The following is a 26,209-nucleotide window of genomic DNA, read 5'->3' as shown; positions in this document are numbered from 1 at the left end:
ATGGTATCTCTCGCATCCCAGGGCATAAGCGACTCCATAAACGGGTTCTTATGCCTCAGTTGTAAGTGTCTACCATGTCCCCGAACAAGTGTTCACTATGTCCCCGGACCGTACACCCACAGGGAGAGGGAGAAAAGCACGTTACGGCGCCGGATTCACCAGCATCTGCCCTACCGAGCCCCTGTCCATCATCTCCAGCGTCTGGCTGTGGAACAGGAATGGGAAGTGCGGCCACGAAGGCTGACCGTAGTAGACGAGCAGTTCAACCTGGCCGTCCACCCACACGGTATCTTTCCAGCCACGATCTTCCGGGAACGGCATCGCGCCATTAACATTGCGGATCAGGAATGACACACCTTCAATATGGAACGACTGCGGCATGTCTGACCGGACCGTCCAGCGCTCCCACGTTCCCTGCTGAGCGGTGATGTCGATGCGATTTACATCCCACAGCGCGCCGTTGATGCCCGGATCGTCGCCCAGGCTGATATCACGGCTGCGCACCGGCGAGCCACTCATGATCTCCTGCGGCAGCAGGCGCATCGGCAGGCTATCGGTGACCAACGGCAGCAGGCCGGTTGGACGCAGAGTAAGCACCAGCGTGGAAACCAGAATGCTCGACGGCTCAAAGAACCCGCGAATACGGTCAACGATGCTCGCGGCTTCACCACAGGTGACGGAGACTTCGTCCCCGTTGGTCATATCCACCAGAATTTCACGACGTTCACCCGGCGCCAGCGCCAGCTGTTTAACGGAGACCGGCGCGGGTAAAAAGCCCTGGTCACCGGAGATCACGTGCAGCGGGCGGCCATCGCTCATCTGCAGCTGATAGCGACGCGAGTTAGAGGCGTTGAGCAGGCGCAGGCGCACCCAGCCGCGGGACACTTCCACGTACGGGCTCTGCGCGCCGTTAACCAGCAAGGTATCGCCGACAAAGCCACCGCTGCCCGGCTCGCTGTACTCCGGCGTGCCGAAGTTATCCAGACGTTTGTCCTGAATAATGACCGGGAAATCGTCCACGCCGTAGTGGTTCGGGATCGGCAGAGATTTACTGACCTCATCTTCCACCAGCCACATGCCGGCCAGACCGTTATAGACCTGCTGCGCCGTACGGTTAGGGGTATTGGCGTGATACCACAGGGTTGCCGCACTCTGGCGAATCGGCAGGACGGGCGCCCAGTCAGCGTTGGGGGACATCATTCGCGCCGCGCCGCCAATCAAAGGGCCAGGAACCTGTAAGCCGCTGATGGTCATGGCGACATTTTCAGCCGTACGGTTGCTGTAAATGAGCTTAACGTCATCGCCGTTCCACACGCGGATGGTCGGCCCGAGGTAGCGCCCGTTAATGCCCCACACCGGCGCGCGCGTGCCCTGGGTAAAGGACCAGTGGCTGCGCTGAAGCGTGAGGAAAAGCGGCTGCCCGCGACGGGATTCAATCAACGGCGGAATGGGCAGCGGCTGCTGCTGCCCGGCGGCGCTGGCTGTCAGCGGCATCGCACCCGCACAAAGGGCAATCCCCGAAGCCTGAATAAACTGACGCCGACTGAGTGACATATAAGCTCCATCTGAAACGACTAACAACGCGGGAATTCTTTTTCCCTTTAACGCCGAATTAAACCTTACCGGCGGCTTCTCTTTCTGCGACTTCTTTATCCAGCAGCGCAATATGCTGAGCCATTAGCTCGCGGCAGTGTGCTGCCAGTTCGCGCACCTGGTCTTTACCGTATTTGCTGGTATCGACGGGTGGCAGCATTTCGACAATCACCAGACCATTATTCAGGCGGTTAAGATTAATCTTATTAGAAGTATTGGAAACGCACACGGGAATAATTGGAACACCTGCCGCAATTGCGGCATGAAACGCGCCGGTTTTAAACGGCAGCAGGCCGCGCCCGCGGCTACGCGTCCCTTCCGGGAACATCCAGATTGAGATCCGGCGCTTTTTAAAATGATTCACCACTTCTGCAATCGTGCCGTGCGCTTTTGCACGGTTGTTACGGTCGATCAGCAGGTTACCGGTCAGCCAGTACAGCTGGCCAAAAAACGGGATCCACAGCAGGCTTTTTTTCCCCACCGTCACGGTCGGAGGCAGAACAATATTGGAGGCCGTCACCATATCGTAGTTGTTCTGATGGTTGGCGATATAGATGGCGTTACCGAAGTTCTCCGCTCCTTCAGGCAGGCGTTTTTCAACCTTCAGACCAAACAGCGGCGCAAGGCGACCGAACATATGGCCAAAGGTGGCAACATGCTTCGGATTACGCGGGCTGAACAGGCAGTAAATAGAGCCGAAAATACAGACCAGAATGCAGTAAATAACGGTAAGAATGAGACGAACAATGTATAGCATAGCGACCTCTGAAGCCCTGACAGCTGACAATTATACTTCACCTGTGGCCAGGTAAGGACTTTATTACGAGCGCGTATTGTTAATCGCAACGCACGAATTAACAACGATTTTACGGGAAATTTTATTGAAATACCCCCTCCGGACAGAGGGGGTGTCATGACATTACTCTTCGCTATCGCCCGCGCTGCTGCGCGCAGGCGAATCAATCTCCACGCGGTCGATACGCTGCAGGCCGCGCATCAGCGAACCGCGGCGACCGCGCTCGCCCACCACTTTCTGCAGCTCTTCCGGGCGAAGCTTGATTTTACGCTTGCCAACGTGGATGGTCAGCGTGCTCTGCGGCGGCAGCAGGAAGAGGTGCGCCAGGCCATCTTCACCTTTCGCGGCTTCCGCCGACGGGATGTTGATGATCTTGTTGCCCTTACCTTTAGACAGCTCCGGCAGGTCGCTGACCGGGAACATCAGCATGCGTCCGGCAGAGGTGATCGCCAGCAGCATGTCGCTCTCGTTCTCAATCACCAGCGGTGTCATCACGCGGGCATTGTCCGGCAGGCTGATCAGCGCTTTACCGGCACGGTTACGCGACACGAGGTCGTTAAAGGTACAGATAAAGCCGTAGCCCGCATCGGACGCCATCAGCAGCTTCTGGTCGTCGGCCTCCATCAGCATGTGGTCAACCGTTGCGCCCGGCGGCAGCGTCAGCTTACCGGTGAGCGGTTCGCCCTGGCCGCGCGCGGAAGGCAGCGTGATCGGGTCGATAGCGTAGCTGCGGCCCGTGGAGTCGATAAACGCCACCGGCTGGTTGCTCTTGCCTTTCACCGCCGCTTTAAAGCTGTCGCCCGCTTTATAGCTTAGGCCCGGCGCGTCGATATCGTGGCCTTTGGCGCTGCGCACCCAGCCGCTCTGCGACAGCACAATGGTCACCGGCTCGGACGGCTGCATGTCGTGCTCGTTCATCGCCTTCGCTTCTTCGCGCTCGTGCAGCGGAGAACGACGGTCGTCACCGAAGGCATCGGCATCCGCCTGCAGCTCTTTCTTCAACAGGGTGTTCATCTTGCGTTCGGAGGCGAGGATCGCCTGCAGCTGATCGCGCTCTTTTTCCAGCTCGCTTTGCTCGCCGCGGATCTTCATCTCTTCCAGCTTAGCGAGATGGCGCAGCTTCAGTTCGAGGATCGCTTCGGCCTGGGTTTCGCTGATGCCAAAGCGCGACATCAGCGCGGGCTTCGGCTCGTCCTCGGTACGGATGATCTCAATCACTTCATCGATATTGAGGAACGCCACCAGCAAACCTTCGAGGATATGCAGGCGCTTAAGCACTTTCTCCAGACGATGGTTCAGACGACGGCGCACCGTATCGCGGCGGAACGTCAGCCACTCGCTGAGGATCTCCAGCAGGTTTTTCACCGCCGGACGACCGTCCAGACCAATCATATTCAGGTTGATGCGGTAGCTTTTTTCCAGATCGGTAGTGGCGAACAGGTGGTTCATCACCTGCTCCATGTCCACGCGGTTAGAGCGCGGCACGATCACCAGACGAGTCGGGTTCTCGTGGTCGGATTCGTCGCGCAGATCATCCACCATCGGCAGCTTTTTATTGCGCATCTGGGCGGCGATCTGCTCCAGCACCTTCGCACCGGACACCTGGTGCGGCAGCGCGGTGATCACCACGGCGCCGTCCTCTTTATTCCACACCGCGCGCATGCGCACGGAGCCGCGACCGTTCTGGTAGATTTTGCGGATTTCTGCACGCGAGGTGATGATCTCGGCTTCGGTCGGGAAATCCGGACCCTGCACGATATCCAGCAGGTCGTCGAGCGTGGCTTTCGGCTGCTCAATCAGGGTGATGGCGGCTTTCGCCACTTCACGCAGGTTGTGCGGCGGAATGTCCGTCGCCATACCGACCGCAATCCCGGTGGTGCCGTTCAGCAGGATGTTCGGCAGACGCGCAGGCAGCATCTTCGGCTCCTGCAGCGTACCGTCGAAGTTTGGCACCCAGTCAACGGTTCCCTGACCCAGCTCGCGCAGCAGCACTTCGGCGTATTTGGACAGGCGGGATTCGGTATAACGCATCGCTGCGAAGGATTTCGGATCGTCCGGCGCACCCCAGTTCCCCTGCCCGTCCACCAGCGGATATCGGTAAGAGAACGGCTGGGCCATCAGCACCATCGCTTCATAGCAGGCGCTGTCGCCGTGCGGATGGTATTTACCCAGTACGTCACCGACGGTACGGGCGGATTTCTTGAACTTGGCGGTGGCGTTCAGCCCCAGTTCGGACATCGCATAGACGATGCGGCGCTGAACGGGCTTCAGGCCATCCCCGATAAACGGCAACGCCCTGTCCATGATGACGTACATGGAGTAGTTCAGGTAGGCGTTTTCCGTGAATTCATGTAGCGCGAGGCGCTCTGCCATATCGCTCATTACGTGTGATTCCTCAACTCAGAAACCGAAGGGTTTCAGGCAATATTGCCGCAGATACTACCTCATCTGACGAATTGAGTCACAAAGAAAAAGGGCCGCATAAGCGGCCCTTTTCGGGTTATTTGTTCAGCTTGATAACCTGCTTCACGTCGATTTCAAACTCGTTCCAGTCTTTGTCGACTTTACCCTGCAGTTCTACTTTATCCTGCGGGGTGACGGTCACGCCGTTCCAGCGCTTGTGGTCAATCTCAACCACCACCGTGCCCGACTCGTCGCGGAAGGTGTAGCGGTCATCGGACAGGCGCTCGGTAATGTTCCCGCGCAGCTTCACCCAGGCATCGTCCTTCAGATCTTTCACTTTAGCCGCGGTGGTGAGGTTGGCGTTGTTATCGACAAAACCGCCCTGCTGGGTTTGCGTCTGGGTCTGTGTCGCAGATGGGCCAGTAAAACCGCCCTGTGCAGCAAAGACCGGCGCGGTGGTCATCATCATGATGGCAGCAATTGCAGCGAATTTTTTCATCTTCATCTCTCCCTTTAATGTCGTTTCGCAGTCCATTAAACAGGGTAAACCTTAACAACTTCTTAAGGGGAAAATTTATTTATTTTTACTGTACAGCAGGCGCTTGCAGAGGGTTTACTGACGGCATCAAGGAGGGAACATGCGCATTTTACTGGTAGAAGACGACAGGTTAATCGGCGATGGCATCAAAGCAGGCTTAAGCAAACTGGGCTTTAGCGTGGACTGGTTTACCGAGGGGAAAACCGGGCAGGCCGCGCTTGCCTCTGCGCCCTATGATGCCGTGGTGCTTGACCTGACCCTACCGGGAATTGACGGTCTGGAGATCCTGCGCGCCTGGCGCGAAAGCGGGCGCAGCGAGCCGGTACTGATCCTGACCGCGCGGGATGCGCTGAACCAGCGCGTTGAAGGGCTGCGCCTCGGTGCGGACGATTATCTCTGTAAGCCGTTCGCGCTGATAGAAGTGGCCGCCCGTCTGGAAGCGCTGGTGCGCCGCAGCCACGGTCAGACCCGCAGCGAGCTGCGCCACGGCAAGGTGACGCTCGATCCGGCAAGCCTCGTCGCCACGCTGGAGGGCGAAACGCTGACGCTTAAACCGAAAGAGTTCGCCCTGCTGGAGCTGCTGATGCGCAACGCGGGCCGGGTGCTGCCGCGCAAGCTGATCGAGGAAAAGCTTTATACCTGGGACGATGACGTCTCCAGCAACGCCGTCGAAGTCCATGTCCATCATTTACGCCGCAAGCTCGGGAGCGAGTTTATCCGCACCGTGCACGGCATCGGCTACACCCTGGGTGACGCATGAAGCTGAGCCTTAAGCTGCGCCTGACGCTCCTCTTTTTAGCGCTGTCTCTGACGGCCTGGTTTGCCGCCAGCCTGGTGGCGTGGCAGCAGACCACCCACAAGCTCGATAAGCTGTTCGACACCCAGCAGATGCTGTTTGCCAAACGGCTGCTGACGATGGATCTGGACGAGATCCGCGCGCCGGAGCGCATGCGCGAGGTGCCGAAAAAGGCCAAACACGGGCATCTGGACGATGACGCGCTGGCCTTCGCTATTTACGCTTCAGACGGCACGATGATCCTTAACGACGGCGAAAACGGGCGCGATATCCCGTATCACTATCGTCGTGACGGCTTTGATGACGGACGGCTTCAGGATGACAACGATGAATGGCGCTTTTTATGGCTGACGTCGCCAGACGGAAAATACCGCGTGGTGGTCGGCCAGGAGTGGGAATACCGGCAGGATATGGCGCTGGACGTGGTCAGCTCGCAGCTGACGCCGTGGCTGGTGGCGCTGCCGGTGATGCTGCTGTTGCTGATCGTCCTGCTGAGCCGGGAGCTGAAGCCCCTTAAAAAGCTGGCCCAGACCCTGCGTTCCCGCTCGCCGGACGCCACCGACGCCCTGCCCACTCAGGGCGTGCCGGCGGAAGTGCGCCCCCTGCTCGACTCGCTGAACCATCTTTTTACCCGTACCCAGGAGATGATGACCCGCGAGCGCCGCTTTACCTCCGACGCCGCCCACGAGCTGCGCAGCCCCCTGGCGGCGCTGAAGGTGCAAACCGACGTGGCGCAGCTTTCTCAGGACGATTCGCAGGCGCAGGAAAAAGCGCTGGCGCAGCTGCACGCGGGTATCGACCGTGCCTCCCGGCTGGTGGATCAGCTCCTCACCCTGTCGCGCCTGGACTCGCTGGACAGCCTGGACGGCGTAGAACAGATAGCGATGGGCGACCTGCTGCAGTCTGCGGTAATGGATATTTATCCTTCTGCACAGCAGGCGGGTATTGATATTCGCCTGCACATCAACGCGCCGGAGGTGACCCGCACGGGTCAGCAGCTGCTTCTGAGCCTGCTGGCGCGCAACCTGCTGGATAACGCCACCCGCTACAGCCCGCGCGGCAGCGTGGTAGACGTGACGCTGAACACCCGTAGCGTTACCGTGCGCGACAATGGCCCGGGCATTTCGCCCGATGCGCTGGCGCGTCTCGGCGAGCGCTTTTATCGTCCACCGGGTCAGGACGCCACGGGCAGCGGGCTGGGGCTATCCATTGTGAAACGCATTGCCGCGCTGCACGGCATGCGCGTCTCGCTGGGCAATGCGCCAGAAGGCGGCTTTGAAGTGAAGGTTAACTGGTAAGGGATTATTGCATTTAGCGCAAAAGACTTTGCACATTTTGCTTATTTTTCCGCTCCGTCCTCGCGCGTAGAATACCCGGCATACTCTCATCACCGAGGACAAATAATGAGCAACATTCTGATTATCAACGGCGCGAAAGAGTTCGCGCACTCTAAAGGCCAGCTGAATGACACCCTGACCGAGGTCGCGGACGGTTTCCTGCGCGACGCCGGGCATGATGTTAAGGTCGTGCGCGCGGACAGCAACTATGACGTGAAGGCCGAAGTACAGAACTTCCTGTGGGCCGATGTGGTTGTCTGGCAGATGCCGGGCTGGTGGATGGGCGCGCCGTGGACCGTGAAAAAGTACATGGACGACGTCTTCACCGAAGGTCACGGTTCGCTGTATGCCAGCGACGGACGCACCCGCTCAGACGCCTCTAAAAAATACGGCTCCGGCGGTCTGATTCAGGGCAAAAAATATATGCTCTCCCTGACCTGGAACGCCCCTCTGGAGGCCTTCACCGAAAAAGATCAGTTCTTCGAAGGCGTGGGCGTAGACGGCGCGTATCTGCCGTTCCACAAGGCGAACCAGTTCCTGGGGATGGATCCGCTGCCGACCTTTATCGTCAACGACGTGATTAAAATGCCTGACGTCCCGAGCTATATCGCAGAATATCGCAAGCATCTCGCGAAAATTTTTGCTTAACTGGTAGCCTGGAATTAAAGGAGTAGTAACCATGCTTACAGTAATCGCAGAAATCCGTACTCGTCCAGGTCAACATCACCGCCAGGCGGTGCTGGATCAGTTCGCGAAAATCATCCCAACCGTACTGAAAGAAGAAGGCTGCCACGGCTACGCGCCGATGGTGGATGCCGCTACCGACGCAAGCTTCCAGGCCACTGCGCCAGACTCCATTATCATGGTTGAGCAGTGGGAAACCGTCGCGCACCTTGAAGCACACCTGCAGACCGCGCACATGAAAGCGTGGAGCGATGCGGTGAAGGGTGACGTGCTGGAGACCCACATCCGTATTCTGGAGCAAGGGGTTTAAAACCTGCCTTCCCTCTCCTTCCGGGGAGGGAATTCTCTCTGACCTGCTATGCTTATTCTGACTTCATGATTAACAGGAGGATGGAATGGGTCTTTTTAACTTCGTGAAAGAAGCAGGCGAAAAGCTATGGGATAACCTGACCGACCACAAAGGTCAGAGCGACAAAATCACCGAGCACCTCAAGAAACTCAACATTCCCGGTTCAGACAAAGTTCAGGTTAACGTTACCGACGGCAAGGCCAGCGTGACGGGTGACGGGCTGACCCAGGAGCAGAAAGAAAAAATCCAGGTCGCCGTCGGCAACATCGCGGGCGTCAGCGAGGTGGAGAACAACATCACCACGACCGATGCCAAAGATGAAGCCACCTACTACACGGTAAAATCCGGCGACACCCTGAGCGCTATCTCCAAAACCGTGTACGGCGATGCCAACCAGTACAACAAGATTTTTGAGGCTAACCGCCCGATGCTCTCCAGCCCGGATAAAATCTATCCCGGCCAGACGCTGCGTATTCCTAAAGCGTGATCCGCGAGTCGGGGGTCGCCCCCCGACCGTTTTTACCAGTACAGTTTCCAGCTCTGCGTAAAGCGCACCAGCGCCTCCACGTAGAAGTAATCTCCCCAGCTCGCACACTCGTCCACCCCTTTGTTGCTCGCCAGGTGATAGACCGAGTGCTTCAGCAGCCCGGTGCCCTTCTCCTCTTTGCCCATCAGGTAGTGCTTCGTCAGTGACGACATAATGCCTTTGGCCCACTCCAGATACCGCTCCCGGTCCGGATCCGTCACGGGCAGGTGCTTCACCAGCTCCAGCAGCCCGCACACCGCAATCGCCGCCGAGGACGAATCGCGCAGCGCGTCGGTCCCCACCAGCGCCAGATCCCAGTGGCAGACGTAGTCTTCCGGGAGGCGGTTGAGGAAGTAGTTCGCCAGCCGCTTCGACAGGGCGATCATCGTCTCGTCGCCGGTATAGATATAGCTCAGCAGGAAGCCGTAAATCCCCCACGCCTGCCCGCGCGACCAGCAGGAGTCATCGGCATAGCCCTGCTGGGTATTGCCGTAGCGCGGCGCGCCGGTTACCACGTCCATATAATAGGTGTGGAACGTGGAGGCATCGTCGCGGATGAGATAGTTTGCCGCCTGCATGACGTGCGCTTTTGCGGCGTCAGCAAAGCGCGGATCCCCCGTCTGCTCCGTCGCCCAGTAGAGCAGCGGCAGATTCATGTTGCAGTCGATGATCATCCGTCCGGCCAGCTCCGGGTCTGAAAGATCGCCCCACGCCTGAATGATTTTCGCCTTCTCATGAAAGCGCTCCAGCAGGGCTTCAGCCGCCAGCAGGGAGAAACCGCGCGCCTCGCGGCTGCCGGTGAGTCGCCAGGCCGCCACGCAGGAGAGCGTGTACAGGAAGCCCAGATCGTGAGTGTTGGTGTCGCTGCGCCCGGCGATGCGCAGGCCGAAGGAGCGCACGTGTTTTTCCGCCATCGAGCGGAATTTCTTCTCGCCGCTCATCTCCCACGCCAGCCACAGCTGGCCGGTCCAGAAGCTGGTTGTCCACTCTACGTTGTTGGTCAGCGGGTAATAACCGTTCCGGCAGGTTTCCGCCGGGAACTGCTCTCCGAATGCCGTTAAATGACGGCTAATCAGCTCGAGGACGTGGCTACGCGCAGAGATCAGTTCATCGCTAAACAGGCGCGAGTCTACTGGAGCAGGAATGGCAGACAGGCGTTCCTCTCTGATACGACTTAACATATTTCGGTTCCTTGTGGTCAGCGTGATGAAGGTTCTGCTACGTTCAGCGGGCGGGGGCCGCGCCATTTGCTCTGGCAGGCGGATAACGTAAAGGCAGAAATAAAGGTAAAGATCAGCGCCGTCGCCCCCATGATGATATAGGTCTGTTCAAAGCCGATGCGGTCATACATATATCCGGCAGGCGAGGAAACCACCACGTTCCCCACGTACAGCATCGCCTGATAGCCCAGTAAATACATGGTGGCGTTCACGCGCTTGTCGAAATGCTCCGCAATATATTTAAAGACCGACACCAGCAGCAGGCAAATTTCTATACCGTATAGCGGCTTGAGCACGGAAATTAACAGATGCGAGTCGCACATCCCGGAAATAATCAAACGCGCCCCGACGATCAGCCCGACAATTAATAGCCCGCGTCTGGCGCCAATAAAGTTAACGAACAGCGGGACAACCATATACATGACGAATTCTATGCCCGACTGCACGGTGCCGAGATAGCCAAACACCGCGTTGCCCTCATGAATATCGTCAAAGAAGGTGACGAAATAGCGCGAGAACTGCTGCTCGGCGATAAACATCATCCACGCCACGCCCGCCACGTACAGGCAAAAAGCCCAGAATTTACGGTTACGCAGCAGGGCATACACATCTGCGGGGGCAATTTTCTCTTTGGTCAATACCGCATCGGCATGAACGGAGTTAGTGTTCACTTTCAGGCTGAGCAGGACAACCAGCATCACGATCGACGTCACGCTGCCCATAATGAAGTTATAGGTCGGTGAGAGGTTGAACAGCAGGCCGGAGAAGGACGATGCCACCGCCCAGCCGAGCGAGCCCCACATACGAATTTGCCCGAACTCCATGCCGTTTAAGCGGCTGAAGCGGTCGGAATAGGATTCACACGCCGCCACGCCTGCATACCAGGCAAAGCTTAAATAGAGCGCGCCGATAATAATCCTCAGCAAGGTGCTGGACATTAACAGCGGCTGATAGACGTAAATAAAAAACGGCGCCATCAGGGCCGACATGGCGACCACAAAATAGAGCAGGTATTTGCTCATGCCGATTTTATCGAGAATATAGCCGTAGATGGGTTTGAGAATAACGGAAAATATTCCGTTCACCGCGAACACGGTTCCAATTACCGTCCCGCTGAGATTCGCTTTTTGACCCAGCCAGATCGCCAGCAGGCCAATACTCGCGGACCAGGTAAAGAAATAGAGAAAAATAAAGCTGCTGATTTTGTAATATTCGGTTCTGTTGGTTGTCGATGTATTTTTCATACCATCCTCGCCGAGGTGTAGGGTTAGAATTTTTATAACGTGAACGACAGCAGACGTTCGCCTCCAGGGTCGCGGATTACGACCCGGTTATGGTTCATATCCAGATGCGGCGCGGCCGCAACGTTCTGTTTTTCACTGGCAATGACGGCGCAGCAGAGCCAGCGCTCTCCCGGTTGGAGATCGGTTTTTAACAGCGGAATGGAGGCGCACTCCGGGAACATGATGCTGCTGTTCGGCGGCGTGACGATGCTGTCCGGGGTGCGTTCAATGAAAGGCGACAGATCGACAATCGCACTGCTGCCGTTCTCTGCCGCCAGATAGCTGCCGCGCTCGCGGATTTGGTGCTCCGTTTTCATCACGGCGAAACCGCCCTCCGCCGTTTGCAGCGTGCGCGCGCTGTTGATGCGGTGCAGGCGCAAATGCCACTCGCCGAAGGGGATTTGCCAGGTCTCGATGTGAACGTCGTGCCACGGCGACCAGCGTGAATAGATGTAGTTTTCATCCACCCGCACCGCGTCGCACTCGCGACGTCCGCGGAAATAGTTATCCCCGTCCGCCAGCAGCAGCATGGAATCACAGGCCGCATGCTTCAGGCCAAAGCGTCCGCGCTCAATGGTGAAGCCAAAGCGGCTGGAGTAGGCAAATTTGGTGTATTTCGCTTCGGTGTTGACGTAGTTATTCAGCTCCAGCTGACCGCCGGTGAGCATGGTGACGTGCTGAGAGTTCGTCGAATGCATCAGGATCTGCTGCGCGTGCGGGATGACGTGCTTCTCCGCCAGCGTGGGCAGCGGCTGTTCTTCTGCCTGCCAGAACGGATGCGTCTCCGGCAGCGCCAGAATCAGGTAGCTTTTAAGCGCCCAGTAGGGCGAGCCGGGAGAGTTATAGTCCTCACACATGGCGAGGTTCGGACAGGCAAAACCGAGGGTCAGAATGCCGTCCCGATCGGTAATCGTCTGCTGCTGCCACCAGCGGAGATGGCGCAGGATAATGCCCTTCACAATACCCGGCGTGAACACGTCAAGTTCAGAGAAGGCAACCGCGCTCCAGAAGGCGACCATCGCAAAGCGGTAGGTCAGGCTGCGGCCAAACGGTACCGACGCGCCGTCCGCGGCGGACCAGTAGATAAAGTCCTCCGCAAACAGACGCGAGCGCTCGCGCAGCACTTCTGCCCTCGCCTCATCGCCGCTTAAAGTGGCGTAAATCAGGCCGTAGAAGTGGAACGCCATGGAGATGTAGTAATCTTTCGGGCGATCCGCGCCGTCGGAATACCAGCCGTCACCCAGGTAATAGACCTCCATCAGCGCAAACCGATGGTCGATGGCGGCCTGGTCGTACGGCAGCCCGGCGCGTTTGAAGCCCAGCTGGACCATAATGGCAAAGTAGTTCCAGTTGCTGTCGGGCATCTGCGCGTCGGCAATCTGATTCAGCCACGCGCGCAGGTTCATCACCTCGCGCTCGCTGAAGCAATCGGTGAGTTTATTCCCCAGCAGGGAAAGCCCCAGACCGTAGGATGCCATCTCGACCAGACGCTGATCGTACGGATCGGTTTCGCCCCAGTAGCCCGGGCTTTGCGGATCGGTGCCGATCCTGATGGCCTGCATGTACTTCTCGCTAAACGGCGAAGCATCGCCCGAAGCCAACAGCGGAAACAGCCCCCATAGCGCGCGGGAGAGCCCCTCCATCTGCGCGATATCCGTCGCGTAGTGCGCGCAGGTATCACCCAGCGAGAACCGCGAATGATTTACCGGAAACTGCTTATCCAGCGCGCCAAGTAAGGTATTCAGAGACGCCACGACGTCCTGGCGTGAAGACAACAGATTTGATTTTTCTTCGCTTTCCGCCCGCATAGTTCCACCCTCGTCATCAACTGCGGCCAAGCATAGTGAATGCTTAAGGTGGAGAAATGTTAGCCACGTCACAGGTGAGAACGTTCGATAAACCTGCGGTTGATAAAATTTAAAAAGGTGGTTTATAAATCTCTTCTGACGGGGAAAAGTTGAGTTTTATTGCACTATGCATGACGCGCCCATAACCGATCGTCTTGAGCTCATTACCTTAAACGACACCGTAGCGTCGTTCAGCCGCCTGTTTGCTAACACGGTGCGTTACCACCACTGGCATCAGTGTCTTGAAATTCTCTATGTGGAAGAAGGGTTTGGCGTCGCGATTGTCGATAACCGTCACTACACCATGCGCCCCGGACGCCTGTTTTTCTTTCCGCCGTTTACCCTGCATAAAGTCAGGGTAGACGAACAGGCGGAAGCAATTTACCGGCGCACGATTATTCACCTCGACCACCATGCGGTGCTGAAGTGCCTGCGTGATTTTCCGCACACGCAGCAGCGGCTGGAGAAACTCTCGCGTCGCGGCTCAGAGGCGTGGGTGGTTGACCTGGCACACTGCCACAGCCATGTCGATCATCTGTTCAGCTGTTATCCGCCGCCGATGAGCAGCGAAAGCATCGCCGGGCTGCTGATTAGCCTGTTTGCTATGTTGCCTGACGATCGTACCGGCGCACCGGGCAGCAGCACGGGGATCGCCAGCCAGGTGATGTTCTGGCTGGACGAGCATTATCAGGAGAAATTCCGCCTCGACGCGCTGGCAGCGGAACTGGGCAGATCGCGCAGCTACGTGTCGCGAAAATTTCATGTGGAGACGGGGGAGAAAATCCACCACTACCTGAACACGCTCCGCCTGCGTAAGGCGTGCGAATGCCTGCTGCACAGTGACGCGAGCGTGCGGGAGATTGCCGCGCGGGTGGGATTTTCTGACGTGACCTGGTTTATCAGCGCATTTAAGAAGGGGATTGGCGAGACGCCGCTGCAGTACCGGAAGAACCATCGTGCGGTATGACACCCTCACCCGCCCCTCTCCTTCAAAGGAGAGGGAGACAATCAACTGCTTTTCTTGCCCGGCTTTAGCCCACGGTGAAGCTCGTTGATGCGCTTCATTGACTTGATGGTGCGCTGCGGCTCGGTGGAAGCGACGGATAAAACAATCATCTCCAGGCACAGCAGCACCGTGCCGTGGAGCGGGATTTTGCCCTTCTCGCCGCCGCGCGGAACGTGGATCACCACGCTGGCCTCTTTGCTGAATCGGGAGTCGGTGGCATTGGTGAGCAAAATGGTGGGGATCCCCAGCCGTTTCGCTTCGCGCAGCGTGGTCTGTCCTTCCCGATGCGCGGATTTTTGCGCCATCATGATCAGCACATCCCCGCGCTGGAGACCTATCAACTGCTCGGCCAGCCCTATTCCGGTGCGGTTAAGCGGCGTGGCGGGTAGCCCCATCCGGCTGAACAGCCTGGCGGTGTAGTCGGCCAAAATCCCGGATGCGCCAATCCCAAATATGGCAACCTGCCTCGCCTGCGCCAGCAGCGAGACCGCCTGCGCCATCGCGAAGCGGTTGTGGGGTTCAGACAACACCTCACAGGTGTGCTGATGCCCCTCCAGCACGAAATCAATGCTCGCATTGACGTCGCTGGTCAGCGTATTCACCGTGGTGGAGATCTTTTCGCTGGAGGTCACGACCGGGCCAAACCACTGCTCCAGCGTCTGCTTGAGATCGCGCAGCCCGGCGAAACCCAGCGCCTGGATGGCGCGAACGACGGTAGCGTCCGACGTTTTCAGCAGCGTCGCGATCTCCATTGCCGTCTGCTCCATCACCGCTTCACGATTTTCATTGATATAGCGCGCCACCTGCAGCAGGCGCGGCGTGAGCTGGTGCGACCGGGAGCGGAGGCGGTCGCCGAAGAGATCAACTTTACGGCTCATCGTGACGCCTCCGGCAGCGGACGTCCGGCAATCTGCGACTGGACCTGCGCGGCCATCAGCCCTAACGAGGCGAACGAGTTCGAGATGGCCTCTTCACGCGAGATAAGCACGTAATGTCCGGTCCGACAGGCATTCAGGAACTGACACCAGCCCGGCATAACCGCATCCATCGCCGCCAGCTCATCCTGCGGTTTGCCGCCCGTATCCCCGCGCCAGGTGGCGAAAACGAAATCCGCATCCAGCTCCGGCAGCCGCTCGGCGCTGACGTCAATGCGTCCCCCTTCCGGGATGGCCTCAATCAGCGGCGGGAAGGTGAACCCGGCATCACGCAGCACGCGGCCCAGCGAGTGATAGCTGTGCATGGCGTTGATTTTCCCCTGATTGGCCTGAATCACCGACACGCTCACTTTGCGGGTATCAATAGTCGTTTTCAGCGCCTTAATCTGCTCCTGATAGCGCCGCTCCAGAACCTTGAGCCGCGCCTGCGTGCCCGTCAGCTGCGCCAGCTTGCGGTAGATCTCCGGCGCGCCGCCATCGAGATGATCGATACTCACCGTCGGGGCAATTTTCTCCAGCTGTTCCACCGGGGTATTTCGCGTCGGCTCGGTAATGATCAGGTCAGGCTTTGCGGCGGCGATGGCTTCAATGTCGATATCCGCAGTGCCGATAAACTTGATGTCGGAATTATCGAAGTCGACGCCGGTCAACATGCCGCTGGAGCGCAGAAAATGGCTGCCGTCCGGCCGGGTGCGGCCATGGCTCGCCACCGGCGGCACGCCAAGCTCAATCAGCGGAATAGTAATGTCCAGGTCGTGTAGCGAGACGATCCGTTTCGGATGCACCGGCACCACCACCTTACGGTTCAGATCGTCAGTAAACGTCTGCGTCGGCTTGGTCGCGCTCGCCGCAAACCCCACCAGCAACAGCAATGAAAACAGTATGCGCATGTTAATCCCCTAAAATCTGTCCCGACGCTGCCAGAGCAGCAGCAGGAAAAACGGTCCGCCAATCAGTGAAATCACAATTCCCGCCGGCAGCTGCAGCGGGAGGAATGCCAGCCGCCCGACGTTATCCGCCAGTAGCACCAGCAGCGCCCCCAGCACGGCGCTACCCGTCAGGAGCGCCGTTTGCCCGCCGCGGAGCAGCAGGCGCGCCATGTGCGGCGCAATCAGCCCGACAAAACCAATGGTGCCCACGCAGGAGACGCAGGCCGCCGTCAGCACTACCGGGGCGAGAACCCTTAGAAGCGCCAGCCGGTTTGTGCGCACGCCAAGGCCCGCTGCGGTGTGGTTACCAAGCAGCGCCACGTCCGCAGCGCGGGCGGTAAACAGCAGCAGCGCAAACGCCGGAAGCGCCCAGGCAGCGGCAATGCAGACCAGCGTCCAGTTTGCCGCATGGAGGCTGCCCGCCAGCCACAGCATCGCCGTCTGCACGTCGCGCACGTCCGCCGTGGTCATAAAAACGCCCATTACGGCGGCAAAGACCCACGACACGCCGATGCCGATCAGGATGAATCGCGGACGTGAGATATCGCGCGCCAGGGCCACCACCAGCAGCGCGGTGAGCAGCCCCCCGGCCATGCCAACCAGCGGCCGCCAGGCCAGGCCCAGCGCCGGGAACTGAAATATCAGCAGCAGTACCGCCGCGCTACAGCCCTCTTTCACCCCGATAAGCCCCGGATCGGCCAGGCCATTGCGGGTAATGGACTGCATTGCCGCCCCCGCCATGCCGAGCATCCCACCGCACAGCGCCGCCATCAGCAGGCGCGGCAGGCGGATATCCATCACGATGTAGCGCGTCTCTGACGTCAGGGTTTCTGGATAAAACAGCGCGCGCCCGATGGCGGAAGTGGGGATGGGCAGAGAGCCGTGCGTCAGGCCAAACCCCGTCAGCAGGCAGGCGGCCAGCGTCAGGATGACCAGACATACCAGTGCCTTTGGGCGGACCAGCGCCGAGAAGGTGCCAACGCGTAGCGCACGCAGTCCGGCGCGGTTCATTTAAACATCCTCGAGGCCATGAAGATAAAGACCGGGGCGCCAACCAGCGCGGTCATGATGCCGGTTGCCAGCTCCCAGGGCGAAAACAGCGTGCGGGCAGCGATATCCGCCAGCAGCAGAACCAGCGCCCCGCACAGGGCAGACAGCGGCACCATCACGCGCAGATCGACCGACACCAGACGGCGAACGAGCTGAGGCACCACGAGCCCGATAAAACCGATCGGCCCGGCGAGGGAGACTGCCGCACCGCAGAGCAGCGCGATAGCCATCAGGGCAAGCAGCCGCGTTTTCAGCAGCGATACGCCAAGCCCCTGCGCCATTCTGTCGCCCAGCGCCAGCATGTTGAGCGAGGGCGACAGCCAGAGCGCCAGCGCAAAGCCCACGCCAGCCACCCACAGGGCAGCGGCAATCGTTTCACCGCTGACCCCCGCTAAATCCCCCGCCAGCCAGGTGCGCATGGCGAGCAGCGTCTGTTCATCGAGGATGAGCACCGTGGCGGTAATCGACGAGGCAAACGCCGACATCGCCACGCCGCACAGCGTGACCTTCATCGGCGTAAGCCCGGTGCGTCCGGACGAGGAGAACGTGAGCACCAGCAGAAACAGCGCCGCGGCTCCGGCGGCGGCAATCAACGGGCGCCCAAACGGCAGCGTCATCCCCAGCGCGCTCGTCAGCACCACCGCCAGCGCCGCCCCGGCGTTGAGCCCCAGAATATGCGGTTCGCCGAGCGGGTTGCGGATCGTGGATTGCAGCAGCACGCCCGCCACGCCGAGCGCGGCGCCCGTCACCATCGCGGCGCAGAGGCGCAGCAGTCTGAGCTTGATGATGATGTTATGGTCGAAATTGCGCGGATCGAAGTGAAGGATGGCCTCCACCACCGTATGCGGGGCGATAAAGCGGGCGCCGATCCCCAGATGGGCAATCGCACCCGTTGCCAGCAGCACGGCGAACATCAGGAAAGCCAGAGAGGTGCGCATCATGGCTGTTTTGCGACCTGGCGAAACGGCATAAAGAACGGTTTACCGGTCAGCGGATTGATGGACATATGCACGTCGACATCAAACACCGCTTTAATCAGCTCCGGCGTGCAGGCGTCCCCTTCATGCAGTACGCCCTCGACTTTTCCCTGGCGTAAAAAGACCAGCGAATCGCCGTAGCTCACGGCGAAGTTGAGATCGTGCAGCACCACCACCACGGTACGTCCGTGCTCGCGCGTCAGCGTATGCAGCAGTTCGAGGATCTCCACCTGATACCGGAGATCGAGGAACGTGGTGGGTTCATCCAGCAGGATATAGGGCGTTTGCTGCGCCAGCGCCATGGCGATCCAGCAGCGCTGACGCTGGCCGCCGGACAGGCTTTCGACGGGCATGTGGGCAAACTCGGCCGTGCCGGTCAGGCGCAGGGCCTCCTCTACCGCCTGCTCGTCCTCGTCGCTCCACTGGCGCATAACGTTCTGCCAGGGAAAACGCCCGCGTGAGACCAGCTCAAAGACGGTTAACCCTTCCGGCAGCAGCGGAGACTGCGGCAGGATGCCAAGCTGGCGGGCGACGGCTTTCGTCGGCTGCGCGTGGATCGCCTTGCCGTCGAGAACCGCCGCGCCGCCAAGCGGCTGAAGCAAACGCGCGATGGTACTCAGCAGCGTGGATTTTCCGCAGCCGTTCGCCCCCACCAGAACGGTGATTTTCTGCTGGGGGATCGCAAGGGAAATATCATCAACGATGATTTTTTTCTGATAACCGGCAGAAAGATTCTCCAGAACCAGACCCGGTTTTGTCGTGTTGTGAGCCACGTGCATGCCAACGTAATAAAAAAGGGAAACAAATATAAATAAAAATCATTCTCTTTTGAGAGTTTGAGGCCGCGCCATGTAGTAGTCAAGGGAAGAAACACCCTGAAAAAACCAGGGATAACGGTGCGTTACTACACTGACCGGCAAAACAATAAAGACTTAATTTTCAATTAACTAACAGGCTACCACTGCGCTTTTCCGTTACGTTTCAGAGATGTAGTCGATTTTTGGCTTTTTTCATTTACTACTACATTTCCGCATGATTGAATGATTCTCAATTACATGTTCGATGCCAGTTCTGGCTAACGGGCAGACCATAAAGGGCAATGACTCACAGGTTCTTCCGTAAAGCACCTTCACGGATATTTTGGGATAACAGTTGTAATGGCTACGTTCACACCTTCACTCTCTGGGATAAAAGGGCGCGCGCTCTTTTCACTGCTGTTTATGGCGCCGCTGTCGCAGGCAGCAGACACCACGGCTAAAGACGGCGAAACGCTTACCGTCACCGCCGATCCAAATGCTACGGCGGAGGCCACCAACGGCTACCAGCCGCTGAATACCTCCACCGCCACGCTGACCAACATGCCGATGCTGGATATCCCGCAGGTGGTGAATACCGTTAGCGATAAGGTGCTGGTGGATCAGCACGCCACCACGCTGGATGAAGCGCTCTATAACGTCAGCAACGTGGTGCAGACCAACACTCTGGGCGGTACGCAGGATGCCTTCGTACGCCGCGGGTTTGGCGCAAACCGCGACGGCTCGATCATGACCAACGGCCTGCGCACCGTGCTGCCGCGCAGCTTTAACGCCGCAACCGAACGCGTGGAGGTGCTGAAAGGCCCGGCCTCAACGCTGTACGGCATTCTCGATCCGGGCGGCCTGATTAACGTCGTCACGAAGCGCCCGGAGAAAATCTTCGGTGGCTCGATTTCTGCCACCTCTTCCAGCTTTGGCGGCGGCACCGGACAGGTCGATGTCACCGGTCCGATTGAGGGCACGCGCCTGGCGTATCGCCTCACGGGCGAGTATCAGGACGAGGATTACTGGCGCAACTTCGGCAACGAACGCAGCACGTTTATCGCCCCGTCGCTGACCTGGTTCGGTGACGATGCCACCGTGACCGTGCTCTATTCGCATCGCGACTATAAGACGCCGTTCGATCGCGGAACGATCTTCGATCTCAACACTAAAAAGGCCGTCGACGTCGATCGCAAAACCCGCTTTGACGAGCCGTTTAACGTGACCGACGGGCAGTCCGATCTCGCTCAGCTTAACGCGGAATACCGCCTCAACAGCCAGTGGACCGCGAAGTTCGACTACAGCTACAGCCAGGATAAATACAGTGACAACCAGGCCCGCGTCATGGCCTACGATTCAAAAACCGGCACCCTGACCCGCCGGGTGGATGCAACCCAGGGCTCGACCCAGCGCATGCACAGCACCCGTGCGGATCTGCAGGGCAACGTGGATATCGCGGGCTTTTATAATGAGATCCTCACCGGCGTGTCGTATGAAAATTACGATCTGCTGCGCACGGACATGATGCGCTGTAAGAACGTCAAAGGTTTCAATATCTATAATCCGGTTTACGGCAAACTCGACGAGTGTACAACCGTCTCCGCCGCTGACAGTGACCAGACGCTCAAGCAGGAGAGCTACTCGGCCTACGCCCAGGATGCCCTGTACCTGACGGATAAATGGATCGCCGTCGCCGGGCTGCGCTACCAGTATTACACCCAGTACGCGGGCAAAGGTCGTCCGTTTAACGTCAATACCGATAGCCGCGACGAGCAGTGGACGCCGAAGCTGGGGCTGGTTTACAAACTGACGCCCGCAGTCTCGCTGTTTGCCAACTATTCGCAGACGTTTATGCCGCAGTCGTCCATTGCGAGCTATATTGGCGACCTGCCGCCGGAAACCTCAAACGCGTACGAAGTAGGCGCAAAGTTCGATCTGTTCGACGGCATAACCGCCAATATCGCGCTGTTTGATATTCACAAGCGCAACGTGCTGTACACCGAAAGCATCGGGGGCGAAACCATCGCCAAAACCGCGGGCCGCGTGCGCTCTCAGGGCGTGGAGGTGGATCTCGCAGGATCGCTGACGGAGAACACTAACATTATCGCCAGCTACGGCTATACCGACGCGAAGGTACTGGAGGATCCGGATTACGCGGGTAAACCGCTGCCGAACGTGCCGCGCCACACCGGCTCCCTGTTCCTGACGTACGACATTCATAATGCGTTTGCCGGGAATACCCTGACGCTCGGCGGCGGCGGGCACGGCGTAAGCCGCCGCTCGGCGACCAACGGTGCGGATTATTATCTGCCGGGCTATTTCGTGGCGGATGCGTTTGCGGCGTATAAGATGAAGCTGCAGTATCCGGTGACGCTGCAGGTGAACGTGAAGAACCTGTTTGATAAGACCTACTACACGTCGTCGATTGCGACCAACAACCTGGGCAACCAGATTGGCGACCCGCGCGAAGTGCAGTTTACGGTGAAGATGGAGTTTTGATGTAAAAAAGCCCGGTGGCGCTAATGCTTACCGGGCCTACGATCCATTCCCTCTCCCTGTGGGAGAGGGTTAGGGTGAGGGCATCAGGCCTCAATATCCGCCATATCCCCTTTCTCCTGCAGCCAGTTACGTCGGTCTTCCGAACGTTTCTTGGCGAGGAGCATATCCATCACGGCGTTGGTTTGCTGTTCGTCTTCGTCGCTGATCGTCAGCTGCACCAGGCGGCGCGTGTTCGGGTCCAGCGTCGTTTCGCGCAGCTGCATCGGGTTCATTTCGCCCAGCCCTTTAAAGCGCTGCACATTTGGTTTGCCCTTCTTACGCTTAAGCTGCTCCAGCACGCCCGCCTTCTCTTCTTCCGTCAGCGCGTAGTACACCTCTTTGCCGAGGTCGATACGGTAGAGCGGCGGCAGCGCCACGTGGACGTGACCGTTTTTCACCAGCGTGCGGAAGTGCTTTACAAACAGCGCGCACAGCAGCGTGGCGATGTGCAGACCATCGGAGTCCGCATCCGCGAGAATGCAGATCTTGCCGTAGCGCAGCTGGCTCAGATCCTCACTGTCGGGATCGATGCCGATCGCAACGGAGATGTCGTGTACTTCCTGCGAGGCCAGCACTTCGTCTGAAGAGACTTCCCAGGTGTTCAGGATCTTACCCTTGAGTGGCATGATCGCCTGATATTCACGATCGCGCGCCTGTTTGGCCGACCCACCCGCCGAATCCCCTTCCACGAGGAACAGCTCGGTGCGGTTGAGATCCTGCGCGGTGCAGTCCGCCAGCTTGCCCGGCAGCGCAGGGCCGCTGGTCAGCTTTTTACGCACCACTTTCTTCGCGGCACGCAGACGACGCTGGGCGCTGGAGATGGCCATTTCAGCCAGCATCTCAGCCGCCTGAACGTTCTGGTTCAGCCACAGGGTAAACGCATCTTTCACCACGCCGGAGACGAACGCCGCGCACTGGCGCGATGACAGACGTTCTTTGGTCTGACCGGCAAACTGCGGATCCTGCATCTTCACGGAGAGCACGTAGGCGCAGCGGTCCCAGATATCTTCCGCCGAGAGCTTCACGCCGCGCGGCAGAATGTTGCGGTATTCGCAGAACTCACGCATCGCGTCCAGCAGTCCCTGACGCAGGCCGTTCACGTGGGTACCGCCGAGCATGGTTGGGATCAGGTTGACGTAGCTTTCGGTCAGCAGCTCACCGCCTTCCGGCAGCCACAGCAGCGCCCAGTCCACCGCTTCGGTATCACCGCTAAAGTTACCGACGAACGGTTTTTCCGGCAGCGTTGGCAGGCCGTTTACCGCTTCGCACAGGTAGTCGTTCAGGCCATCGGCGTAGCACCAGGTCTGCTCGGTGTTGTTGACGTGATCTTTAAAGGTAATTTCCACGCCCGGGCACAGTACCGCTTTGGCTTTCAGCAGGTGCGTCAGGCGAGAAACGGAAAAGCGCGGGCTGTCGAAGAAGCTTTCGTCAGGCCAGAAGTGGACGCTTGTGCCGGTGTTGCGTTTAGCGCACGTGCCGACAACCTGCAGATCCTGCACCTTCTCGCCGTTTTCAAACGCGATGTTGTACACCTGGCCGTCGCGACGGACGTTCACTTCCACGCGTTTGGACAGGGCGTTCACCACGGAAATCCCCACGCCATGCAGACCACCGGAGAACTGATAGTTCTTGTTGGAGAACTTACCGCCCGCGTGCAGTCGGCAGAGAATCAGCTCAACGGCAGGCACGCCCTCTTCCGGGTGGATGTCCACCGGCATGCCGCGACCGTCGTCGATGACCTCCAGCGACTGATCGGCGTGTAGGATGACGTCAACGCGTTTGGCATGGCCCGCCAGCGCTTCGTCCACACTGTTATCAATAACTTCCTGGCCCAGATGGTTCGGGCGCGTCGTATCGGTATACATCCCCGGGCGGCGGCGAACCGGCTCAAGCCCGGTGAGTACCTCAATGGCATCAGCGTTATAGGTTTGCGTCATGATTTAAACTAGCAATTCGCATTGATTGTCAGTGGCTGTGCAGTCCAAGAAAATCGACAATCTGGGTGAAATGATCCTCAAAGCCCGTGAAAGCATGGTTTCCGCCCTCTTCTATAGTCTGGCGGCAGGAGGCGTAATACGCCACTGCCTGGCGGTAATCCAGCACTTCATCACCCGTCTGCTGCAGCAGCCAGATGAGATCCGGCGCTTCAAGCGGGTCGACCTGCATAACTTTGAGATCGTAAATATGGCGTGACTCTAGCACATATTGCTGCCCGGTGTAGGGGTTCTCGTTTTCGCCAAGAAAGTCCCTCAGCAGCTCAAATGGCCGTACCGCCGGATTAACCACAACGGCGGGCAGCATAAAGCATTGTGAGAGCCAGGTGGCATAGTACCCGCCCAGCGATGAGCCGACTACGCCAAAGGATTCACCGCCGTGCTCAAGCACGATCGATTCGAGCATTTCCGCCGCCTCCGCCGGGTACGGCGGCAGCTGCGGGATAATCATCTCAACGTGGGGGTGATGCTCGCTCAGCCACTGGCGAAACTGCGTCGCTTTTGCGGAGCGCGGCGAGCTGTTGAATCCGTGCAGATAAAGGAGCGTAGACATCAGTAGCCTTCTGAAGCGGTATCCGGGCGGAACTCTGCGCCTGCCAGACGGCAGACTTCCGTGGTCAGCGTGCCGTCGGCATGCAGTTCCAGCCAGCGCCAGCCTGGCGCGATGGTATCCAGCGTAAAGTTGGCGCAGTGCGGCTTAAACTGCACACAGGTTGACGGCGTCGCCAGCATGCGGCGTCCGTTCCAGTCGAGATCCTGTTCCTGATGGATGTGTCCGCACAGCAGGTGTTTCACGCGCGGGTATTTCGCCAGCACGCTATCCAGCGCCGCGGAGTTACGCAGGCTGTGCTGATCCAGCCAGCTGCAGCCCGCCGGCAGCGGATGATGATGGAGCAACAGCAGCGTATGACGTTCAGGTTCGGCAGCCAGTTTGGTCTCCAGCCAGTCGAGTTGAAACTCGCTTAATTCACCGTGCGGGACGCCAAATACCTGGCTGTCCAGCAGCAGGATCTGCCACTGTTCACCCGCAAATACGCACTTCGCCGGAGAAATCCCCGCATCCTGAAGGGAGCTGTACATTGCGGGCTGGAAATCGTGGTTTCCGGGCAGCCAGACGCAAGGCACGCTAAAGCTCGCGATGCCTTCAGCAAAATGCTGGTAGGCCGCGGAGGACTGGTCCTGCGCCAGATCGCCCGTTGCGACAATCAGGTCGCAGTCGCGATGTTCAGCGTGAATGGCGCTCAGTACCGCCTGATAACTCTCCCAGGTATTAACCCCCAGCAAAGTTTCATGCTTTTCGGCAAAAAGGTGGGTATCGGTGATTTGTAATATCCTGACTGGCGCCCCACCAGCAACAGTCAGGTTCAACAGGCTTTCCAAATGGTGTCCTTAGGTAGGTTTATGACGCTAACAAACCGGAATCGCCATTGCTCCATGTGCTAAACAATATCTTAGCCAGTCGGCTAAAAACTGGTTAATTTGATGCTTTTCGTCGCGTTGATGCAACTTTTTATTCGGATAATCATACCGCGCCTTGAAGCGAAAGATCTGCTGACTTGAACACACTTCAGCGACCATCGCGTCATGATAGAGACGCACCGTCATCGACGGCAGGCTCCAGTAGCTGATGCTGGGCGCTGTTTGTTCTATTTCCACCAGCGTAGTGTAGCGCGTTGATTCTGTTATCGTTAACCGATACTGCGCGTTGCTCACCTGATAGCTTACCGTTTCGCCGGGTGCGTCGTTTCTCGGCAGCAGGCGGCGCAGCTGTGCGAAATTGGTTTCGCACAGGCGCATCATTTCTGGGAAGTCAGGCGTATAGCGCTTCATTTTTTCCACTCGTTTCGTAATGTCTGATAATGCAGCTGCAGCCATTGCAGGGCGATGACAGACGCTGCGTTGTCGATTTTCCCCTCTTCTACCCACTGATAAGCCTGTTCCCGGCTCACCACATGAACCCGAATATCTTCGTTTTCATCAGCCAGACCGTGAATACCTTCTGCGGTCGTGGCGTCCACTTCGCCCACCATAATGGATAAGCGTTCGCTGGTGCCACCCGGACTCGCCAGATAGCTCAACACCGGTTTTGTGCGGCCTACCACCAGCCCGGCCTCTTCCAGCGCCTCGCGACGGGCGACGTCTTCAACCGACTCGCCCTCTTCGATCATCCCTGCCACCATCTCCAGCAGCCACGGGCTTTCACTGGTGTCATACGCGGCAATGCGGATCTGCTCCACCAGCACGACTTCGTCACGCACTGGGTCAAAGGGTAGCAAGACAGCCGCATGCCCGCGCTCAAAAATTTCACGTCTGATTTCGCCGCTCATTTCACCGTTGAACAGGCGATGCCTGAAACGGTAAAGATCCATCGAAAAAAAACCGCTATAAAGCGTTTCTCGTGCAATAATTTCTACATCGTTTTTGGCGAATGTCACGGGCAACTTTTCTGGTTTTTGCATGAGTCGAGTCCTGGTAGCAATGGTGATGAAATTGTGAATTTCAAGGCTGTTTGGCTGCCGTTTGTAAGGCTATATGGTAGATTGGTGCAAATTACCGCCAGATGGCACGTAACGCCAACCTTTTGGTGTGGATGATTCTGTTAGAATCGGCA

General features: G+C 58.3%; 24 protein-coding genes. 7 read left to right on the top strand and 17 right to left on the bottom strand.

What is annotated here, in order from left to right; genetic code table 11:
- Positions 1-141: 141 nt before the first annotated feature.
- From ftsP to ACTJI7_RS17955, 4 genes are all read right to left on the bottom strand, one after another.
- Positions 142-1,554, bottom strand: a complete 1,413-nt coding sequence (gene ftsP / locus ACTJI7_RS17970; protein WP_028014423.1) for a cell division protein FtsP — start codon at positions 1,552-1,554, stop codon at positions 142-144.
- 58 nt (positions 1,555-1,612) lie between these two features.
- A complete protein-coding gene (gene plsC, locus ACTJI7_RS17965; RefSeq protein ID WP_028014424.1) occupies positions 1,613-2,350 on the bottom strand; it encodes a 1-acylglycerol-3-phosphate O-acyltransferase in 738 nt (245 codons plus the stop codon).
- Between the two features lie 162 nt (positions 2,351-2,512).
- Entirely contained in the window at positions 2,513-4,771 is a 2,259-nt protein-coding gene (gene parC / locus ACTJI7_RS17960) for a DNA topoisomerase IV subunit A (protein ID WP_440670507.1), read from the bottom strand.
- A 118-nt stretch (positions 4,772-4,889) separates the two neighbouring features.
- Positions 4,890-5,291 carry a YgiW/YdeI family stress tolerance OB fold protein gene (locus tag ACTJI7_RS17955; RefSeq protein WP_023309189.1) on the bottom strand — a complete coding sequence of 134 codons (402 nt, stop codon included), beginning with the start codon at positions 5,289-5,291 and terminating at the stop codon, positions 4,890-4,892.
- A gap of 139 nt (positions 5,292-5,430) precedes the next feature.
- Here ACTJI7_RS17955 and qseB point away from each other — a divergent pair, with 139 nt between their 5' ends.
- From qseB to lysM, 5 genes are all read left to right on the top strand, one after another.
- Positions 5,431-6,090 carry a quorum sensing response regulator transcription factor QseB gene (qseB, locus tag ACTJI7_RS17950; protein WP_045261340.1) on the top strand — a complete coding sequence of 220 codons (660 nt, stop codon included), beginning with the start codon at positions 5,431-5,433 and terminating at the stop codon, positions 6,088-6,090.
- The gene (qseC, locus tag ACTJI7_RS17945) at positions 6,087-7,424 is read left to right on the top strand and encodes a quorum sensing histidine kinase QseC (RefSeq protein WP_440670504.1); all 1,338 of its coding nucleotides are present in this window, start codon (positions 6,087-6,089) and stop codon (positions 7,422-7,424) included. The genes qseB and qseC overlap by 4 nt, the downstream gene beginning before the upstream one ends.
- A 105-nt stretch (positions 7,425-7,529) precedes the next feature.
- On the top strand, positions 7,530-8,111 hold the full coding sequence (locus ACTJI7_RS17940; protein WP_041908121.1) for an NAD(P)H-dependent oxidoreductase: 582 nt from the start codon (positions 7,530-7,532) through the stop codon (positions 8,109-8,111).
- 31 nt (positions 8,112-8,142) lie between these two features.
- Positions 8,143-8,457 (top strand): putative quinol monooxygenase, encoded by a 315-nt coding sequence (locus tag ACTJI7_RS17935; protein WP_008502984.1) that lies wholly within the window; start codon positions 8,143-8,145, stop codon positions 8,455-8,457.
- 85 nt (positions 8,458-8,542) lie between these two features.
- Positions 8,543-8,983 carry a peptidoglycan-binding protein LysM gene (gene lysM, locus ACTJI7_RS17930; protein ID WP_028014428.1) on the top strand — a complete coding sequence of 147 codons (441 nt, stop codon included), beginning with the start codon at positions 8,543-8,545 and terminating at the stop codon, positions 8,981-8,983.
- A 32-nt stretch (positions 8,984-9,015) separates the two neighbouring features.
- On the opposite strand, the gene ACTJI7_RS17925 is transcribed toward lysM, so the two are convergent.
- Genes ACTJI7_RS17925 through ACTJI7_RS17915 form a run of 3 tightly spaced genes read right to left on the bottom strand, consistent with a single transcriptional unit; the run spans position 9,016 to position 13,333 of the window.
- Positions 9,016-10,203: a glycoside hydrolase family 88 protein gene (locus tag ACTJI7_RS17925; RefSeq protein WP_440670502.1), complete on the bottom strand. Its 1,188-nt coding sequence runs from the start codon at positions 10,201-10,203 to the stop codon at positions 9,016-9,018.
- A gap of 17 nt (positions 10,204-10,220) precedes the next feature.
- Positions 10,221-11,486: an oligosaccharide MFS transporter gene (locus ACTJI7_RS17920; RefSeq protein WP_440670500.1), complete on the bottom strand. Its 1,266-nt coding sequence runs from the start codon at positions 11,484-11,486 to the stop codon at positions 10,221-10,223.
- A 32-nt stretch (positions 11,487-11,518) separates the two neighbouring features.
- Positions 11,519-13,333 (bottom strand): DUF2264 domain-containing protein, encoded by a 1,815-nt coding sequence (locus ACTJI7_RS17915; RefSeq protein WP_440670498.1) that lies wholly within the window; start codon positions 13,331-13,333, stop codon positions 11,519-11,521.
- 166 nt (positions 13,334-13,499) lie between these two features.
- Here ACTJI7_RS17915 and ACTJI7_RS17910 point away from each other — a divergent pair, with 166 nt between their 5' ends.
- On the top strand, positions 13,500-14,339 hold the full coding sequence (locus tag ACTJI7_RS17910; protein WP_049138341.1) for a helix-turn-helix transcriptional regulator: 840 nt from the start codon (positions 13,500-13,502) through the stop codon (positions 14,337-14,339).
- A 41-nt stretch (positions 14,340-14,380) separates the two neighbouring features.
- Here the strand turns inward: ACTJI7_RS17910 and ACTJI7_RS17905 are convergent, their stop codons facing one another.
- The 5 genes from ACTJI7_RS17905 to ACTJI7_RS17885 are packed head-to-tail and all read right to left on the bottom strand — an operon-like array spanning position 14,381 to position 19,042.
- Positions 14,381-15,256 carry a MurR/RpiR family transcriptional regulator gene (locus tag ACTJI7_RS17905; protein ID WP_028014433.1) on the bottom strand — a complete coding sequence of 292 codons (876 nt, stop codon included), beginning with the start codon at positions 15,254-15,256 and terminating at the stop codon, positions 14,381-14,383.
- Positions 15,253-16,203 carry an iron-siderophore ABC transporter substrate-binding protein gene (locus ACTJI7_RS17900; RefSeq protein WP_440670496.1) on the bottom strand — a complete coding sequence of 317 codons (951 nt, stop codon included), beginning with the start codon at positions 16,201-16,203 and terminating at the stop codon, positions 15,253-15,255. Before ACTJI7_RS17900 ends, ACTJI7_RS17905 begins: the two co-directional genes overlap by 4 nt.
- A 9-nt stretch (positions 16,204-16,212) precedes the next feature.
- Positions 16,213-17,253, bottom strand: a complete 1,041-nt coding sequence (locus tag ACTJI7_RS17895) for a FecCD family ABC transporter permease (protein ID WP_440670494.1) — start codon at positions 17,251-17,253, stop codon at positions 16,213-16,215.
- On the bottom strand, positions 17,250-18,233 hold the full coding sequence (locus ACTJI7_RS17890; RefSeq protein WP_193540952.1) for a FecCD family ABC transporter permease: 984 nt from the start codon (positions 18,231-18,233) through the stop codon (positions 17,250-17,252). Before ACTJI7_RS17890 ends, ACTJI7_RS17895 begins: the two co-directional genes overlap by 4 nt.
- Positions 18,230-19,042 (bottom strand): ABC transporter ATP-binding protein, encoded by an 813-nt coding sequence (locus tag ACTJI7_RS17885; RefSeq protein ID WP_028014437.1) that lies wholly within the window; start codon positions 19,040-19,042, stop codon positions 18,230-18,232. The genes ACTJI7_RS17890 and ACTJI7_RS17885 overlap by 4 nt, the downstream gene beginning before the upstream one ends.
- A 384-nt stretch (positions 19,043-19,426) precedes the next feature.
- On the opposite strand from ACTJI7_RS17885, the gene ACTJI7_RS17880 reads away from it, so the two are divergent.
- The gene (locus ACTJI7_RS17880) at positions 19,427-21,565 is read left to right on the top strand and encodes a TonB-dependent siderophore receptor (protein WP_440670491.1); all 2,139 of its coding nucleotides are present in this window, start codon (positions 19,427-19,429) and stop codon (positions 21,563-21,565) included.
- A gap of 83 nt (positions 21,566-21,648) precedes the next feature.
- Here ACTJI7_RS17880 and parE read toward each other — a convergent pair whose 3' ends face one another.
- The 5 genes from parE to nudF are packed head-to-tail and all read right to left on the bottom strand — an operon-like array spanning position 21,649 to position 26,057.
- Positions 21,649-23,541: a DNA topoisomerase IV subunit B gene (parE, locus tag ACTJI7_RS17875; protein ID WP_028014439.1), complete on the bottom strand. Its 1,893-nt coding sequence runs from the start codon at positions 23,539-23,541 to the stop codon at positions 21,649-21,651.
- Positions 23,542-23,569: 28 nt separating this feature from the next.
- The gene (gene yqiA, locus ACTJI7_RS17870) at positions 23,570-24,151 is read right to left on the bottom strand and encodes an esterase YqiA (RefSeq protein ID WP_041908103.1); all 582 of its coding nucleotides are present in this window, start codon (positions 24,149-24,151) and stop codon (positions 23,570-23,572) included.
- Positions 24,151-24,978: a 3',5'-cyclic-AMP phosphodiesterase gene (cpdA, locus tag ACTJI7_RS17865; RefSeq protein WP_028014441.1), complete on the bottom strand. Its 828-nt coding sequence runs from the start codon at positions 24,976-24,978 to the stop codon at positions 24,151-24,153. Before cpdA ends, yqiA begins: the two co-directional genes overlap by 1 nt.
- Before the next feature lie 27 nt (positions 24,979-25,005).
- On the bottom strand, positions 25,006-25,428 hold the full coding sequence (locus tag ACTJI7_RS17860; protein WP_003862516.1) for a DUF1249 family protein: 423 nt from the start codon (positions 25,426-25,428) through the stop codon (positions 25,006-25,008).
- Positions 25,425-26,057: an ADP-ribose diphosphatase gene (gene nudF / locus ACTJI7_RS17855; RefSeq protein ID WP_028014443.1), complete on the bottom strand. Its 633-nt coding sequence runs from the start codon at positions 26,055-26,057 to the stop codon at positions 25,425-25,427. Before nudF ends, ACTJI7_RS17860 begins: the two co-directional genes overlap by 4 nt.
- Positions 26,058-26,209: the final 152 nt, after the last annotated feature.

The organism is Enterobacter sp. 22499 (genome assembly GCF_052044815.1).
Lineage (GTDB): Bacteria > Pseudomonadota > Gammaproteobacteria > Enterobacterales > Enterobacteriaceae > Enterobacter > Enterobacter bugandensis.
This window is presented reverse-complemented; position numbering and strand designations above follow the sequence as displayed.

Excerpts from the sequence above, each read along its gene's own strand:
- ACTJI7_RS17880 (WP_440670491.1), top strand. The coding sequence starts at position 19,427 with ATGGCTACGTTCACACCTTCACTCTCTGGGATAAAAGGGCGCGCGCTC.
- qseC (WP_440670504.1), top strand. The coding sequence starts at position 6,087 with ATGAAGCTGAGCCTTAAGCTGCGCCTGACGCTCCTCTTTTTAGCGCTG.
- ACTJI7_RS17925 (WP_440670502.1), bottom strand. The coding sequence starts at position 10,203 with ATGTTAAGTCGTATCAGAGAGGAACGCCTGTCTGCCATTCCTGCTCCA.
- ACTJI7_RS17955 (WP_023309189.1), bottom strand. The coding sequence starts at position 5,291 with ATGAAAAAATTCGCTGCAATTGCTGCCATCATGATGATGACCACCGCG.
- ACTJI7_RS17915 (WP_440670498.1), bottom strand. The coding sequence starts at position 13,333 with ATGCGGGCGGAAAGCGAAGAAAAATCAAATCTGTTGTCTTCACGCCAG.
- parE (WP_028014439.1), bottom strand. The coding sequence starts at position 23,541 with ATGACGCAAACCTATAACGCTGATGCCATTGAGGTACTCACCGGGCTT.
- ACTJI7_RS17920 (WP_440670500.1), bottom strand. The coding sequence starts at position 11,486 with ATGAAAAATACATCGACAACCAACAGAACCGAATATTACAAAATCAGC.
- ACTJI7_RS17940 (WP_041908121.1), top strand. The coding sequence starts at position 7,530 with ATGAGCAACATTCTGATTATCAACGGCGCGAAAGAGTTCGCGCACTCT.
- qseB (WP_045261340.1), top strand. The coding sequence starts at position 5,431 with ATGCGCATTTTACTGGTAGAAGACGACAGGTTAATCGGCGATGGCATC.
- ACTJI7_RS17890 (WP_193540952.1), bottom strand. The coding sequence starts at position 18,233 with ATGATGCGCACCTCTCTGGCTTTCCTGATGTTCGCCGTGCTGCTGGCA.
- nudF (WP_028014443.1), bottom strand. The coding sequence starts at position 26,057 with ATGCAAAAACCAGAAAAGTTGCCCGTGACATTCGCCAAAAACGATGTA.
- yqiA (WP_041908103.1), bottom strand. The coding sequence starts at position 24,151 with ATGTCTACGCTCCTTTATCTGCACGGATTCAACAGCTCGCCGCGCTCC.
- parC (WP_440670507.1), bottom strand. The coding sequence starts at position 4,771 with ATGAGCGATATGGCAGAGCGCCTCGCGCTACATGAATTCACGGAAAAC.
- ACTJI7_RS17860 (WP_003862516.1), bottom strand. The coding sequence starts at position 25,428 with ATGAAGCGCTATACGCCTGACTTCCCAGAAATGATGCGCCTGTGCGAA.
- ACTJI7_RS17900 (WP_440670496.1), bottom strand. The coding sequence starts at position 16,203 with ATGCGCATACTGTTTTCATTGCTGTTGCTGGTGGGGTTTGCGGCGAGC.
- ACTJI7_RS17910 (WP_049138341.1), top strand. The coding sequence starts at position 13,500 with ATGCATGACGCGCCCATAACCGATCGTCTTGAGCTCATTACCTTAAAC.
- ftsP (WP_028014423.1), bottom strand. The coding sequence starts at position 1,554 with ATGTCACTCAGTCGGCGTCAGTTTATTCAGGCTTCGGGGATTGCCCTT.
- plsC (WP_028014424.1), bottom strand. The coding sequence starts at position 2,350 with ATGCTATACATTGTTCGTCTCATTCTTACCGTTATTTACTGCATTCTG.
- ACTJI7_RS17895 (WP_440670494.1), bottom strand. The coding sequence starts at position 17,253 with ATGAACCGCGCCGGACTGCGTGCGCTACGCGTTGGCACCTTCTCGGCG.
- ACTJI7_RS17905 (WP_028014433.1), bottom strand. The coding sequence starts at position 15,256 with ATGAGCCGTAAAGTTGATCTCTTCGGCGACCGCCTCCGCTCCCGGTCG.
- ACTJI7_RS17935 (WP_008502984.1), top strand. The coding sequence starts at position 8,143 with ATGCTTACAGTAATCGCAGAAATCCGTACTCGTCCAGGTCAACATCAC.
- lysM (WP_028014428.1), top strand. The coding sequence starts at position 8,543 with ATGGGTCTTTTTAACTTCGTGAAAGAAGCAGGCGAAAAGCTATGGGAT.